Source organism: Bradyrhizobium sp. YCK136 (genome assembly GCF_044570075.1).
Lineage (GTDB): Bacteria > Pseudomonadota > Alphaproteobacteria > Rhizobiales > Xanthobacteraceae > Bradyrhizobium > Bradyrhizobium diazoefficiens.
The window spans coordinates 4,516,694-4,531,508 of sequence record NZ_CP172424.1 but is presented as its reverse complement, the minus strand read 5'-3'; the positions used below and the strand labels follow the sequence as shown (position 1 = coordinate 4,531,508).

Here is a 14,815-nt window from a genome sequence, read left to right as displayed (position 1 = left end):
GATGCCCCCTACCCTTGCCGCTGCGCATCGAGCGCAGCCCTGGCCATGTCGGGATCCAGCACCTTGATGGTGGCGGTGCCGCCAGCGCCGGGCTCGACGATGGTCGAGGCACTGGCCCCGACCGCGGCCGCCTGCGCCTTCGGATTGGCCGTGCGTGAGGCATAGAGCCCTGCGATGATCGGCGTCGCCATCGTGATCAGGACGACCACGTCATTGACGACGGCGCCTGCCGCGGCGATCGCCTGTGTCAGGGCCGCGGTGTCGATCTTGGAGCCAAGACCGAGCATCAGAACGGCGCCGGCGGCGCCGCTCGCCAGGTTGCGCGTGAACGCATTGACCTGGGCTTGCGTGGGAAGCCACATCTTCAAAACCTCCGATTTGTCAGGTGATGCGCGAAGCCGTCGCGCCAGCGGTTCGAGCCGGGCTCAGAGCAAGAGGAACGCGGCGAGACAGCACAGACCGGCGATCATGGCGACCGCGGGCAGACCGATCGCGGCAATGATGCCGCCGGCAATCAAGGAAAGACCAAGCAGGAGTACCGCGGTCCGCATCAGGACGCCGCGACGTCGACGAAGCGCGCGGCGACATAGCCGCCGGCGATGCGCAGCCATTTGCTGTCGCCGTTCATGATCTCGGCGGCGATCTCGACGTGATCGCCCTTGAACAGCACGCCGACGATGGTTGATCCGGCCGAGGCATTGGAGCGCACGTTGAGGCCGTCGATATTGACGACGCCGGCGCGCGCGGACCGCCCCAGTGCCGGTAGCGGCCTTTTGTCGAGCAGCCGCGCGACACCGGCGCGGAACATCACCATGTCGAAGCTTGGATCATTCTTGCGGCCGAGCGGCCGGGCATATTCCTTGTGGCCGGCGACCATGGCGACGCCGATCCCGACATGCTCCACGATCGCGGCACAGACGCGCATATAGGCCTGCATCTGCACGTCGGGCCATGCCTCGGCGCGCGGCCCCGTGGTCTCGCCGGTGTTCTCGGCCTCGATCCCGATGAAGTGCGAGTTGCCGTCGGTGACGCCCTGCCAGGATCCGGCGCCGGCGTGCCAGCCCTTGCCGGCGGCGATCATGTAGACCTTGCCGGAGCGCCCCAGCCCAATGTTGCAGAGCGGGCCGCCAAGATCCGGCCGGCCCTCGACCAGTACATTGATATCGGGCAGATCGCCGTGCAGCGGCCCACAGGTGTGGTGACACAGCACGCCCTGCACGGTCCCCATGTCGCCATGACCGCGGGTCTGCCAGCCGGGATGCTCGAGCACTTCCAGCCCGGCATCGCGCAGCACGCCAGGCAGCCAGGTCAGGCTGTAGGTCATTTCGGATTCTCCTTTAGTGGGAGTGGCAGGGATCAAGCCGGGAAATTGAACTTCGCGAACAACTGCGCCTTGGTTCCGTGGAACAGGCAATTGTGGATCTCGCCGCGGTCCACTTCGTTGGACATGAAGTAGACGCCATAGACGCAAGGCTGGCCGTTCAGCGTCCACTCATCGTAAGAGACATTCCCATCGTAAAAGGGAATTCCACCAGAGGCGCCCGCCGGCGGATGCACGTCGATATCTGGCCCCAGAAAGCCAAAAGCGTCGGTCGCGAACTTGAACCTCGACGTAAAGTCCGCGTCGAAAATCGCCGGCGCGCGAGCGATGCGACAGTGGCCGGTGCTGGCATCAGATGTGGCGTAGACAAAGCCGTCCGGCATGTAGCGCAGACATGTGCGGCCGGTGAAATCAACGCTCTGGCTGTAGAGCGCCCCCAGCGGCTGTCTCACCGCAAAATCCGGTGTCGTCGAAAACGAATAGGTCTCGGCCTTGTAACCCGAGAACTGCTGCTCGACGCACATGACATAGCCGCCGGGGACCGGACACGCGCCGATATTGTTGAAGCCACAACCGGAAGGCCCGAGGATGACATTGGGTTGGGAGAGGTTCCAGCCGGCATCCACGGACATGTGCAGGATGCTGTTGAACGGCGATACATTCTGCGCCGGCGGAGAAGATACGATGATGTGACGAACCCCGCCCGCATCGATAAATTGAGCCCCCATCGCGCCGGGACATGACCTGCGGGCCTTCTCTATCGGAGCAAGCGGATTTGAGATGTCGCTGAAAACGACCTCGGATGCGAGCGGCGCCCGGTTGAACGTTGCACTGATCAGCTGAGCGTCGGCGCAGATATCCGTCTCATTGGAGCTGTTGACGGGAAACAGGCTACCGCCCCGCTTGTACCATGCGGGCATGCTTGGGAGAGCGACCATTGAGCTTCCTTGATGATGACGCTATAACCCGCAACCTTCACGGGAGAGCGATATGGGCAAAACGCTGTTTGACTATCGGGACGCGGGCTACAGTCAGTCCGGCGAGGAAGGGATCCTGCTGCGGATCATGGAGATCCTCGGCAAGTCGACCGGGCTGTGTTGCGAATTCGGAGCGTGGGACGGAATTCACCTTTCCAACACGCGACGCCTGATGGAGCGCGGCTGGCGAGGCCTCATGATCGAGGCCGATGCAACGCGGTTTAACGATCTGCTCAAAACCTACCCGGAAGGATCAGCCGCGAAATCCGTCTGCGCGCTGGTCGACGATGGTGACAACTCACTCGCCAACATCGCCGCACGCGCCGGCGTCTCGGAGCGGCTTGACCTGGTCAGCATTGATATCGACGGCCTCGACTTCGAGGTGTTCTCAACTCTCGACCAATTCCCGCAGCCGCCGCTGGTCGTGATCGTCGAAGTGCACACCTGCCACAAGCCCGACGACACCAAGCCCGTGCCGCGCGAGATCGCCCTGCAAGGCTGCGGCCAACCGCTCGGCCTTTTCGTCCAGCAAGGGCGCAAGATGGGTTATCGCCTCGTCAGCTTTGTCGGCACCAATGCGATCTTCGTGCACCGCGATGCCGGCCACGACAGCGAGCTGCCGACCATGACCGGCGAGCAAGTCGCGCTGCAGAACCTGCCCGTGATCAAGGCGAACAAGTTTGCTCGCGAGTACCTGTTTTTGGTCAACCGCGGCCAGCAGCAGCCGGGATATCGGTTCGACAACCCGCTGTTTTCGTGGCGGTCGCTCGGCATCGGCCCGTGGCGCGCATGGCTGCTCGCCACTGGCCGCGCTACCCCATGATTTCCTCGACCTCGAGCAAGCCCTGATAAGAGTTCGGCAGGACCGAGATGTTGGTCGCGTTGTCGGACGAACGCCCATAGAGCGAGTATGTGGTCGAGCTCGTCGAGTTCGGCAGATCGTATCCGAGGGCATTCGCCGACGAGTAGACCGCGCCCGTGTTGCTGATGTTGGCGACACCGAAACTGCCGAACATATTCGCGTTGGAGTTTCGGCCGAGCTGCACGATCGCGACCGTGGCGGATCCGCCCGACAAAATGGCCGCCGAGGCAAACACCCGGATCGGGTTGGCGGCCGACGTCGGCGTGATCGCCTTGGTCAGCGTCGTGATCGTATAGGTGCTGCTGCTGATCGAGGTGCCGACGGCCGACGTCATGGAAACGCGCTGCACGCGCTCACCTGGCAGCCTGACGCCAGGCCCGAACGACTGCAGAGTTAGCAGATTTGTCGTGGTCCAGGTGCCAGCGGTTAAGCCCGAGGCGCTCCATTCGATGTAGCCGAGAACGCGGTAGGCCTTCGATGCGATCGCCGTGCCGGTATAAAACACGCCGCCGCTATCCGCCGCGCCAGCACCGCCCTCGGCCGTGCTGCTTGCGGGAATATTCTCGGTCAATGGAGAGATACCGCCGCTGACGGCGCAATTGATGACGCCAAGGCGGAACGTGCCCGCATCGTTGAAGCCCACCACCCAAAGCCGGAACGCGGTCGACGACGTCACGCCGAGCGTCGAGCCGGAGGACACCACCAGCGACGTCGCCGCCGTCACCGACAACGTCGCATAGGTGCCCGTCGCCGCCGTCGCGCTGCGGAAGTTGATCGCACATGGCGAGCCCGCGGACGGATCCGATCCCGCGGCATCTTTGAGCGCGATCGTCAGCGCGCCGGAGGCCGCGCTGACCGATAGCGAGCAATTCTGCAACGCCGACAGATCCGTGGTGACCGATCCGGTCGCGCCGTTGATCGACGCCACAGATCCGGCCGAGGAGACGGACCCAACCGTCGCCTTCTTCCAGGCCCCGGCTGCCGCCTGGTCCGACAGCATCACATAATCGCCCGCAGCAGGGCTGGCTTTGGTGGTCAGCGCCGCAATGTCGACATCGGTCGGCGCGGCCGCGCTGCCTGAATTGTTACCCTTGAACGTATAGGCCGCCATCGTGGCGAGCTCGGAATTGGCAACCGCCGTGCCGACCGACCAGGTATCCGGCGCGATCCGCCGCGCGATGCCCGTGCCGCTCAAACCCTCGAGCGCCGCCAGGTCATTCGCCAGCGCCAAGGTCGGATTGCCGGCGATGCCGTCGCCGTTGCTGATCGAGATGCCAGCCGCCGGCGCCGTAACCGTCCGCGTTGCACAAGCTCCCGATCCTGTGCGCGCGACCACGCCGCTGGTGGCGAGCGCCGCGAGGCAATCAAGGTCACTGTCCCAGGCCTCGACATTGGTGCCGACCACCAGGCCGAGATTGCTGCGCATCGTTGCGCCATTGCAGTCGGTCGGGTTGGCCGCTCCCGCGGTCGCGTTGCACTTGGTGGTGTTCGCCGCCATCGTGGCGAGCTGCGCGTTGGTCACCTTGCCGGCGCCGATCGCCGAAACCCCACTCGCAAAAGTGATATCGCCGCTCACGGTCATGCAAAGCGGAGTGTTGCTGCTGCGCCCGAATGCGACCTGATCATCCGAGCACGCCGCGATCGAGGCCGGCGCGGCGCCGGCGCCACCCCCGACAACAAAGCCATTTTGCGCCAGCGCTGCCGAGCTCGCCATCACGCCGGCGCTGGCGAAATACGGCACGCCGCCGGAGGTGCCGCCGGTCAGATACGGCGACCAGGCGTGCGTCGTGGTATTGAGCGCGCCGATCGCGACCCAGGACGCGCCGTCGTACATCTTCACGATCGCCGGATTGGCCGTCGTGTCGCACCAGAATTGAAACGCCAGCGGCGCGCTGCCAGGCCCGTTCGCCGGCGCGCTCGATCCGTTGTGACAGGCCGCGATCGCGCGCAGCGCCGGGTTGAGGTGATTGGTCACGAATGTCGCCATCGACATCGGACCGGCCCCAGGCGTGACATAGCTGGATTGCTCGGCCGCCAGCGCAGTCGAGACGGACATGACGACAGCGCCGATCGCGCCGAGAAGGCGTTGCAGTTTCATCGGATCAACTCGCTTTTAGAGGAAAGGTCGCCCGCTCAAGGCGTGACGCGCACGACGCAGTCGGCGATCAGCGTCGGCGGCATCTTGTTAAACGCCTGCTGCGTTACACCGCCATTGATGGCGACCGTGGCAGTGATCGCACCCGAGGACAGGCCTGGTTTAGACGAATAGTTTGTCAACCCGCCGCCACTCGAGCCGCCGTTAAATATGCTCGTGACATAACCGAATGAGCCGCTGTTGCCTGCAGTCGTGACACTCGAACCGGCAGCAACCGTATTCCAAACAGCGGTCGACGCATCGACTGAAACTGTCCGCGTGACGTTCGGAAGGTGGATATCCGCGATGCTGCTGCTCTGCACCCCACCATAAGCATTGAATACCGCCCCGTTGATGCCGGATCCCGCGCTGGTGATGTTGGCGCCAGTCGGATCGCGCCCGGCTAGCATGCGCCCCTCGCAGCCCGGCAGGCCCACCGTCGTGGTATCGCCGCCGACCCCGTAGCCGGTCAGGAACACGCGCACGGTTGAGGTGCCAGACGAGGTGACACAAGATCCGGAATTGAGCGTGATCGAGGTATTGGCGACCAGGCTGGCAATGGTGCATCCGGCGCCGATGCCCGTGCCCTCGACCGGCATGCCGGCGCCGAACCCCGTGGTATCGGCGACGGCCGTGATGGTGGCATTGCCGCTCGTGCGCGTGCCGTTTTGCGCGCGCGTGACCTTGGCGAAATAGGCCGGATAGGTCGCCCGCGAGATCGCCGAGCCGTCGCCGCGCAGATGCAGCGGCGGCACCGTCTCAGATCCGCTAAAGGCGTATTTGCCGACCGCCGCGACATCGATCGGCACGCCGCTGGCGCGCGTGTACTGGGTTATTTCCCAATTGCCGGCGCCGAGATGCGTGACGACAGCGCGGTCGCCGGCGGCCGTGGTCAGATCATAGCCGCCCGGCACGGCCAGCGCGGTCGAGTTCACCAGCTTCAAGGCGCCGCCGAACCGCACGAACTTGATCGACCCATCCGGCGCGCTTGCACCAAAGCCATTGATCGTCGTCGTCCCCGTGATGCTCACGGTTGCCTGCGCGACACTGCCGAGATCCGTGGTCGACGCCGCGGCGATCGATCCGAGGCCGCCGCCAACGATCCCGGCATAGCTGCTGTTGGCGGGATCGAGATAGCCTGTCACCGCCCAGCCGCCATTGACATACTGCTTGACGACCCAAGGCGATCCGGAATCGTCGATCCAGCACAGGCCGTCGACCGCGGATCCGTTGACATTGGCCGGCGCGGTTGCGCCCTTGTTACAGCTCGCCAGCGAGCGGAAGGCGTCGCCGAGCTTCTGGCTGTATTGCACGCCGGTAAAAATTCCAGACGTCGGCGGCACCAGCTCATTCTGCACGGCGAAGGCCGACAGCAGCGATTGCATGGCGCCGGCGGCGATGCTGCCGGCGATCGCCGCAACTACCAGAACGGACAGATTGCGTTTCATGGATATCCCTCAATAGCCTCTAACAAGCAGGTTGACGCCGCCGCGCGTGACGTTGGCGCCGGCGTTGACGACATGGACAGTGCAACCCGTCAGCGTCAGAGCCGTGATCTTGACCTCATCGCCATCGCTGCCGCCGACGATTGCGCGCTGCACGTGCGGCACGGTTGCGCCATTCGGACCGCCGGCGAACGGCAAGGCCGCGACGCCAGGCGTCGGCGTCTGGTCATAGCCGCCGGGATAGAATGTCAGCGCCAGGCCCGTGTCGGGCACCTCGAGCTCGGTATAATCATCGGTCCGATCGGGCACGTCGACGAACCACTCGAACTTCGTCCCGGTCGCGTCGGTATCCTCGCGGTTTGTGATCAGAACGAAGCCAGGCTGAAAGAAGCGCGCCACCCGCGTGCCTTGCGCGATCCGAACCCAATCGTTCCATTCGATGCCAGCGCGAAACACATCGGTCGGAGCGAACACGTCGGACGGACCGAATACGTCGACGTCGCCGCTCGAGGCAAAGCGCCAGATCGGAAACGCCTCGATATAGCGCGTCGGCGAGGTGCCGAGGATATCCTGCGATCCAAGCACGTCGGCTTGAGCCAGGAAGTCGTCGCCCTGCAACACGCCGGAGGCTTCGAACAACGTCCAGAACCGGCACTCGGCGGCGCGGCCGATGTCGACCGTGGTCGGCGCCAGATAGATCGCAATATGCAAACCGTCGAGCTCGAGTTGACTGACGATCTCGGCCGCCCACGCTTCCGAGATGCTGCCGATCGGATCGGTCTTGATGAAACTCCCCGAGATCACGCCGCCCTCGAGGCCGCCCGGCCATCCGGAGGCCTGCTCGTCATTGCTGACGATGATGTTGCGCGCGATCACGGAGTCCGCGACCGTGATCGACGTGGTCGCCGTGCTGTAGATCCTGGCGCCGAACGGCGACAGCACATAGGCACGAACGTGATAGGTGCCATCGCCCGTCACCGCCCAGGGCGGTTGCGCCACGGCATCGGCGACGACCAGGCCCGTGTCCCAGCTGGTGCCCTTGCGGATTTCATAAGTAATGGTGCGCGGATCGACGACCGTGGTCCAGTCCAGCACGGTCTGGCCGTCCAGCGTGCGGATATGCAGGTTGGTGACGTCACCTGGCGCGCTCGACAGCCCCGCTAGCTGCAGGCCGATCAGCGAAGCCCAATCCGAGGCCGTGCCATCCGTGAAAAGGCAGCGAACCCGAAAACTCCAAACGCCGGCCGAGATCAGCGCAACGTCCGCCGTGGTCTGCGGCGCCGGAACGGTCGCGACCGTGACAAAGGCGCCGCCGGCGTCGTCGTCGCGCTGCTGCACCTCGAAAGAGGCGATGTTACCGAACCGCGGCACCTGCCAGGACAGCCGCACCAGCGCGCGCACCGAGGCATCCTTGCCGTCGACGACCTCGAGATACGTGAGATCGCGCGGCGGCAGCGCGAACGGATCGGCGGGAACGCTGACATGCGGATCATAGGCCGGGATCTCGCCCTGGTCGGCCTGCGAGATCTCCGGCGCATCGTCGACCAGCGTCAGCGTCGCCACCAGGTCTTTCTGATGCTTGATCCCCTGCACGCGGTAATTTGCCGACACCCGCTCGCTTTCGCCAAAGCCGAACAGGTCGCCCGCGGCGAGGCCAGAGAGATCGCCGACCAGGGTCAGGCTGAAATAATCGCCGGCCGCGGTCGCCTCGTCGACCGCGCGATCGACGATCCTGGCATCGGCGGCGATGCGAAACTGCATCGCATAGCTCTTGCCGGCCTCGATCGTGACCTGCTCGTCGAACGTCACCACCTGGCCGGCAATGGACTTGATACGGCCGGCGGCAAGGCCGATCAGCAGCACGTCATGGGTGACGCGCACGCGATCGCCGCGCGTGCAGACCAGGTGTTCCCAGCCGACGTTGAGGCTGATCTTTTCCGGCCTTAGGCGCGACTGCGCGAGATGGAACCGGCCGAGCTTCCAGATCTGGTCCGGATCGGTAACGCCGGGAAACTGCAGGCCCTCAAACAGCGTCGCGTTGGTCTCGTCATAGCCGTCGTCATAGACAATCCGCTCATCTTGCGTGTAGCCGTTCGCCTCATTGATGAAAGCGACGCGCCAGCCGTGCGGCTTTTGCGCATAGGGCTTTTGCCCCTGGAACCCCCAGGAGTTGCGCGGCGTGAAATGCTGCACGATGGAATCGGCCGGCCGATCCCAGATCACCCCCCATTTGCCGTCGACGAACGTGACGACGGCGCGGCCCGCGGCGGCGATGTCGGCGAGCTTGTCATAAACCGAGCCGGCCGCGGTCAGCACCTGATTGAATTTGAAGCCGTTGGCGACGCAATAGGCCGACCATTCCTGCAGGCCTTCGAGATCGATGCCAGCGTCGGCGACCGGCCGCGCATTGGCCGGACCCTGCAGCACGTGTCGGAACAGATCCGGCGGCCATTGCGACACGGTATTGTCGACCCAGGCCGCACCATTCCAGGCCTTGACGCGCGAGCTGCAGATCCCGTTCAAGGTCGCGACGACGCCGTTAAGCTGGCCGGTCGCTTTGATGCGCAGCGCCGTCAGCGCCAGCGGCTGCGGAAAATTCAACGGCGCGACCGTCCGCATCGAGCGCAGCGCGGTCCAGGTGACGGCTTCCTTGATGTTCTCTTTGTTGGTGTCGTCGGTGACCTTGCGCGCGCGCACCTCGTATTGCCCGACAGCAACGGCGGCGCGCGTGCCGAGCCGCGCCGGGCTGGTCGAGCGGCCAAAGGTCAGCGTGCCCAGCGGGAAAAACGGCCCGCTGCCGACCGGGCGATATTCGAAATCGATCCGCACCTGGAACGGATCAAAATTGCCGGTCTCTTTGTTGACCTGGAAAATCCCCTCCGGCGCCAGGAAGTCGAGCGAGATCTCGGTCGTATCCGGCACGGTCAGGCGGCTCTGCCAGCTGTCAACGGATTTAAGGTCGATCGAGAGCGCCTGCTCGTCGACCTGCGACGGATACAGCGTCGGCGCCGGCTCCCAGACATAACCGGAATAGGTCTGGATCTCGACGTCATCGAATGATGCGAGCGGCGTCTCGCCGATCCTGATGTCGTCGATTGCGAGCGGGCCATAACCCCAGCAGAACAGCAGGCGCAGATATTGATCGTCGCCGACGATTTCGGTGTACGGCCGCGCGGCATAGAACGGTGACTGCCGATGCGTCCCGAGCACGACCGGGATCGCGGCGAACGGCGCCGCCTGATTTTGCGCGCCCTGGATCGAGTTCAATGACGTCGATTTGGCGTTGTCAGCGACCTCCTGCGGCCGCACCGGGAACAGCGCATTGATCGCCAGCGTCCCCGCCAGCATGATGCCGCCGGCGACCACAGCAGTCGCGATCGCCAGAGCGGTCCCCGTGATGGCAAAGCCGGCGATGGTCAAGCTTCCGGCGATCGGCCCGGCAAACGTATAGGCCGCGATGGCAACGACGATGGTCAGAATGCTGCGCCAGATGTTTGCGCCGCCCTGCAGCCGCGGCACAAAGGTCACGGTAACGCCGCTCTTGACCCGGATGCGATGCCAGTTTGCCTCGGCGACGACATGGCCGTCGAGATGCACGACGAAATCGCGCCGCGCCTGCAGCTCCGGATGACTTGCCAGCGCCTCGCGCAGGATCTCGACGATCGTCAATCCGGACGGCAGCAGCACGTCGACGCGCCCGCCGTTGAGCGGATGCGTCTTGCCGACGACACGCACCTGATCGCGCGGCGTCAGGATCTCGCCATTTAAGGCGCGTTGCGTGATCGCGTTCATGCCGCCCGCAATCTGTAGAAGCCGACCATGCGAAGCCGGAGCGGACCAGCGCGATAACGCTCGATCACCGAGGTGCCGCCGCGCTGCACGTGCAGCACCAAGCCTGGCTGCGTCACGACGCCGATATGCCGAGGCAGCCCGTATTCCTTCATCAGCACGCAGTCGAAAGGCTCCTCGGCGCCTTGCGCGACCGGCTGCCACGGCTCGAGCTCGCCGGCGACCAGGCGCGCAATCGCCCTGGCATCCTCGGCCGTGGCATAGGCCTCGGCATAGGACGGCAGCGCGATGCCGCGCAGCTCGAGGAACACCCGGCACACCAGCCCCCAGCAATCGACCGCATCGCCCCTGCCCTTGTCGGCATAGGGAATGCCGACGAAGCGATCGAACGCCCCCACTTGCGCCAGCATCGCTAGTAGAACAGCCCAGGGAACGACGCTGGCGAGAACGTGCCGCTCGGATAAGGTTCGGTCACCAGCGCATCCATCGTCAAATCGAACTGCAGAAACGACGCGTCATAGGTCAGATTCGACATATCCATCGCCGGCCAGATCATCTCGACGGCGTCGGGCGCCGAGGCGAGCACCGCCTCGATCTTGACCGACGGCGGCGTCGACACCGACCGCGCCAGCGGGATCAATTCGCGCGTGACGTTGGCGATTGTCAGTTTTGATGCCGGCGGCGCCTTGTCCTGCTCATCGGGCAGCGTCACATCGATGCCGGCATAAAGAAACTGCACGCCGCGGCTCATCGTGCCATAGACCAGCGGCACGTCGGAAAACCGCGTCGTCGGATCCGTGGTCAGGTGGATCGGATCCTCGAGCTCGGCATGCGTGATCGTCAGCAGGAAGATCGGCACCTCGCCGGTTTCCTGCGAAAACAGCGCCTGGCGCATGTTCAGCGAAAGCACCCTCACGGCAGCACCGTCAACGTGATGCCGACACGATAGACGCCGGCGGCGACCTGCTGCCAACTCGGTTTGTCGCCCTTGGCGAACTTGACCAGCAAAGTCTCGCCGACCTCGGTCGGATCCGGGAATTCGAACGGCAGCGCACCCCGATCGAGTGTCACCTCGACGAAGGCCTTAAGCGTCGCGATCTGCGCGCGCGTCATCCGCATCTGACCGGACAGTGGCCGAGCCATTGCGCTCGAGCGCCCGCGCGAGATCGGCGGCCCGATATCCGGCGTCACCTCGGCGACGCCATCGGGCAAACCCTCGGAGTATCCGACGACGAAACACTGCGGGAGAGTATCGGGCCAGGGATCCGCCATTAGCGTGATGCTAATCTGCCGGCCATGCCGAGCGTTTGCCGGGTTGCACTACCGGGATTGCCGATGTTCTTTGCCGTGATCGAGTCGACAAACACGGTCAGGTCAAAGCCGTCGCTGCCGTTGTTGCGCTTCTGCGTCTGGCCGGCGCGGCTTGCATCCTCGATCAGATTGACCGTGACGTCACTGCCGCCATGCTGGCGAACGATGTCGTTTGGAATGACCTGCGACCCACGCGGCAAATTCACCAATTCCTTGCCGTTCTCACCGACCCAGGCAAGGCCACCTGGCGCAGAGTCAGTGCCCTCGGCAAAGCCAGGGATGAAACCCCGAAACAGCGACGCGAAGGCAGACGGCCCGCCGGCCGCCGGCGCATTGAATACCGAACTAAACAATGAGTTGATCGCCGCCTTTTCCAGGGTTTTGGCGAGATTTGAAAGCACGTCGTTAAGGCTCTTGCCCTCGACGACAGCGTCAGCGAACGCGGTCGACAGCGCATTGCCGACCTGCGCGCTGGCGTTATTGATGTCAGTCAGGGCTTTGCGAGCCGCGTCGTAAGAGGCCGTCGCGCTGGCGATTGCCTGCGACGAGCTAATGAACTTCGCCGCATGATCGGCCGTCAGGGTGATTCCGGCCGCCTCAAGTGCCTGCTGCGCCGACATCGTCTTGCGCAACTCCTCGTACTTGTCGATTTGCTCCTGCGTCACCTCGCCATTGTCGCGCATGATCGCGGTCAACTCGCGGAATTCTGCCCGCATCTGCGCCTGCGCCACATTGTTTTCGAACATGGCCGCAGTATCGGCTTTGATCGTGGCCGTCCGCTTGGTGATGTCGTCGACCGCGATGTCGAACTGGTCGCGCGCCTCACTGGCCTTTTTGCGGACCGGCAACTGCGCCGCATTCGGATCCGGCGCATCGGCGGCCGCCGGCCTGGCGCCAGGCAGCGGCACGCCATCCGGAAATTCGGTTTTGGCCGCAGCGGCTTGCGCCTTCTCCAATTCCATGCGGAAAACCTGCGCCTTGAAGCGCGCCGCCTCCAGCCCCGCGATGATGTCGGGATCACCGCCGGTCTTAGCCATACGATCGATCACGCGCGTCAGCTGGTCGACGTCCTGCGCCAGGCCGAGCGCTTCCTTGCGCGCCACGTCGGCGGCGTCGGCCAGCGCATTGAACTTGTCCTGGCCGCTGCCAGGCGCAGCGCCATTGGCGGCCGCGAGCCTGGCGATAACGTCGGCGGCCTGATCGATCAGGCCACTGAGCGCGACTGCAACGTCGCCGGCGACGGCCTTGAACTGGCGCCCCCAAGCATCCATCGATTGCGACCAGGCGCGCTCGAATAATTCGGCCTTGGCGACCGTGGCGCCGTCGATTACGACGCCGGCGGCATCAGCCTTGCCGGCCAGGGCATCGAACGCGGCGCCCCCATCATGCAGCGCCCGTACCCAGCCCTCGGATAGGCCGAGCATCTCGGCGGCCTTGACCTTCTCCGGCAGCGATGGAAAGCGATTGATCAGATCGCCCGCCGCCTTAATGGCTTCATTGGTGCTGATGACCTGGCCGGCGCGATCCTTATATTTGACGTTGTTGGCGTCGAGCAGCTTCGTCAGCGAGTTTTCATTTTGCTTGGCGTCGGCCAGCAGGCTGGCAAGGTTGCGCAAATCGGTCGTCGCCTGCTTGTCGGAGACGCCGCCCTGCCCGGCCGCGAACAGCGTGCGCTGGAAGTCCTCGACTGTCTGGCCGACAAATTCTGCGTTCCTGCCGATGGCGGCGACCTCGGCATTGATGCTGGTCAACGCCGCGAACAGCGCGCCCGCGGCAGCCGTGGCGCCACCGAGCACGGCGCCGAGACCGGACAGGCCAGCAAAGCCGGGGTTCAGGCTATCGAAGGCAGATTCGATGCGCGAAATCGCGTCATCGGCCATGTTCCCCGCCTGATCGAGATCAGACGAGAACTGGTCGAGGCGAGCCCCGAGCACAGCGACAAGATCAGCCGACATTCAGGTTTCTACCTTCGAGGAGCGCATCGAACTCAGCATCGGTCGGCGGCGGGATGACTTCCTCGGCGCCGTTCGCCTTGTTGAAGCCGTCGATGCAGGCGCGGAACTGCCAGAACGACATGTGGTCGACCTGGTCTGGCGAGAAACCCATCGCCGCGCCGTTGCCGTAGATCACGGCGAAATCGACGGCGCCGCCTTCGGGTCCGGCGTCTTTTTTTTTGCCTCGTCACCGCCCTCGGCCGCCGGCGGCCCGACCAGGCCGGCGAGCAGCACCGCGAGCGCCGGCTTGACGTGCTCGAGCGGCGGCGTGTCGTCGAACGACTGCGTCATCTCGAGGTGCGCATCGCGCGGCGCCATACCGCCGCCGATCAGGCCGATCCGCAGGATGTCGCGCAGATCGTCGGGCCAAACATTCCGCGCCTTTAGCGCCTCGACCAGGTCCATCGGGCCGAGTAGCGGAGCCCCGATCGCAAGGCGCCGCCGGTTGACGTTCTCCTGGAGCGCACGAAACTGCCCCAACCCAAACTTGAAGGACTGGAGACCGCTGCCCCAGGTCAACTCGATCGACCCGCTCATTGCAGGGCGATCTCACCATCGCTGTCGAGCGTGGCCGAGAAGGTTACGCGCTGGCCACGCTGAGCGGTAATGTCGAGCTTTGACAGTATCGCCTTGCCCTGCCAGGTCCGCGTACCCAGTGTGACCTGGACCGTTTTCGACACACCGGATTCGAACCAGGAATTCCAAATGTCGAAATCCTCGTCGGCCACGACGCCGGAGCCCGTCATCTGGCCGGAAAGCGAGACGACATCGCGCTCGAGCCAGGACGGAGCGTCGGGATTGTCGCAGTCCGGCACGTTGGTGTCGTTGGTTGCGGCCGTCCGCGAGAAGCCGCGCGAATTCAGACCGCACGGCGCCGAAAATACCTCGGGTGCGGCACCATTGCCGAGCTTGATCAGGAACTGCGAAAATTTCAGCGTCGAGGCCTGCGTCATGGCAGCGGTTCTCCTAAGTGCGGTTTCGG

The 14,815-nt window shown here is 64.5% G+C and carries 15 protein-coding genes; 1 reads left to right on the top strand and 14 read right to left on the bottom strand.

All coding sequences use genetic code 11. The features are described 5' to 3' along the window. Positions 1-8: 8 nt before the first annotated feature. The 4 genes from ACFLEY_RS21755 to ACFLEY_RS21740 all read right to left on the bottom strand — a co-directional run bounded on the left by ACFLEY_RS21755 (position 9) and on the right by ACFLEY_RS21740 (position 2,259). Positions 9-362: a hypothetical protein gene (locus ACFLEY_RS21755; RefSeq protein WP_060911922.1), complete on the bottom strand. Its 354-nt coding sequence runs from the start codon at positions 360-362 to the stop codon at positions 9-11. Between the two features lie 63 nt (positions 363-425). Further along, on the bottom strand, positions 426-551 hold the full coding sequence (locus tag ACFLEY_RS21750) for a hypothetical protein (RefSeq protein ID WP_283815093.1): 126 nt from the start codon (positions 549-551) through the stop codon (positions 426-428). Beyond that, positions 551-1,324, bottom strand: coding sequence for an N-acetylmuramoyl-L-alanine amidase (locus ACFLEY_RS21745; RefSeq protein ID WP_396604788.1), 774 nt, complete (start codon positions 1,322-1,324; stop codon positions 551-553). Before ACFLEY_RS21745 ends, ACFLEY_RS21750 begins: the two co-directional genes overlap by 1 nt. 32 nt (positions 1,325-1,356) lie before the next feature. Continuing rightward, a complete protein-coding gene (locus ACFLEY_RS21740; RefSeq protein WP_396604787.1) occupies positions 1,357-2,259 on the bottom strand; it encodes a hypothetical protein in 903 nt (300 codons plus the stop codon). Positions 2,260-2,311: 52 nt separating this feature from the next. On the opposite strand from ACFLEY_RS21740, the gene ACFLEY_RS21735 reads away from it, so the two are divergent. After that, a complete protein-coding gene (locus ACFLEY_RS21735) occupies positions 2,312-3,121 on the top strand; it encodes a hypothetical protein (protein WP_396604786.1) in 810 nt (269 codons plus the stop codon). Here the strand turns inward: ACFLEY_RS21735 and ACFLEY_RS21730 are convergent. From ACFLEY_RS21730 to ACFLEY_RS21685, 10 genes are all read right to left on the bottom strand, one after another. Beyond that, a complete protein-coding gene (locus tag ACFLEY_RS21730) occupies positions 3,111-5,258 on the bottom strand; it encodes a hypothetical protein (protein ID WP_396604785.1) in 2,148 nt (715 codons plus the stop codon). The two genes, ACFLEY_RS21735 and ACFLEY_RS21730, sit on opposite strands and share 11 nt — an antisense overlap. 35 nt (positions 5,259-5,293) lie before the next feature. Continuing rightward, entirely contained in the window at positions 5,294-6,742 is a 1,449-nt protein-coding gene (locus ACFLEY_RS21725) for a hypothetical protein (protein WP_396604784.1), read from the bottom strand. 9 nt (positions 6,743-6,751) lie between these two features. Further along, positions 6,752-10,531 carry a host specificity factor TipJ family phage tail protein gene (locus tag ACFLEY_RS21720; protein WP_396604783.1) on the bottom strand — a complete coding sequence of 1,260 codons (3,780 nt, stop codon included), beginning with the start codon at positions 10,529-10,531 and terminating at the stop codon, positions 6,752-6,754. Beyond that, positions 10,528-10,926 (bottom strand): NlpC/P60 family protein, encoded by a 399-nt coding sequence (locus ACFLEY_RS21715; RefSeq protein WP_396604782.1) that lies wholly within the window; start codon positions 10,924-10,926, stop codon positions 10,528-10,530. Before ACFLEY_RS21715 ends, ACFLEY_RS21720 begins: the two co-directional genes overlap by 4 nt. Before the next feature lie 14 nt (positions 10,927-10,940). After that, positions 10,941-11,444, bottom strand: coding sequence for a DUF1833 family protein (locus tag ACFLEY_RS21710; protein ID WP_396604781.1), 504 nt, complete (start codon positions 11,442-11,444; stop codon positions 10,941-10,943). Then, positions 11,441-11,740, bottom strand: coding sequence for a hypothetical protein (locus ACFLEY_RS21705; protein WP_129557577.1), 300 nt, complete (start codon positions 11,738-11,740; stop codon positions 11,441-11,443). The genes ACFLEY_RS21710 and ACFLEY_RS21705 overlap by 4 nt, the downstream gene beginning before the upstream one ends. Before the next feature lie 59 nt (positions 11,741-11,799). Beyond that, the gene (locus tag ACFLEY_RS21700) at positions 11,800-13,719 is read right to left on the bottom strand and encodes a hypothetical protein (RefSeq protein ID WP_396604780.1); all 1,920 of its coding nucleotides are present in this window, start codon (positions 13,717-13,719) and stop codon (positions 11,800-11,802) included. Positions 13,720-13,783: 64 nt separating this feature from the next. After that, complete coding sequence (locus tag ACFLEY_RS21695; protein WP_182871722.1) at positions 13,784-13,969, bottom strand: hypothetical protein; 186 nt, start codon at positions 13,967-13,969, stop codon at positions 13,784-13,786. Next, the gene (locus ACFLEY_RS21690) at positions 13,966-14,370 is read right to left on the bottom strand and encodes a gene transfer agent family protein (protein WP_182871721.1); all 405 of its coding nucleotides are present in this window, start codon (positions 14,368-14,370) and stop codon (positions 13,966-13,968) included. Before ACFLEY_RS21690 ends, ACFLEY_RS21695 begins: the two co-directional genes overlap by 4 nt. Beyond that, positions 14,367-14,786, bottom strand: a complete 420-nt coding sequence (locus tag ACFLEY_RS21685) for a phage tail tube protein (RefSeq protein ID WP_060911911.1) — start codon at positions 14,784-14,786, stop codon at positions 14,367-14,369. Before ACFLEY_RS21685 ends, ACFLEY_RS21690 begins: the two co-directional genes overlap by 4 nt. Positions 14,787-14,815: the final 29 nt, after the last annotated feature.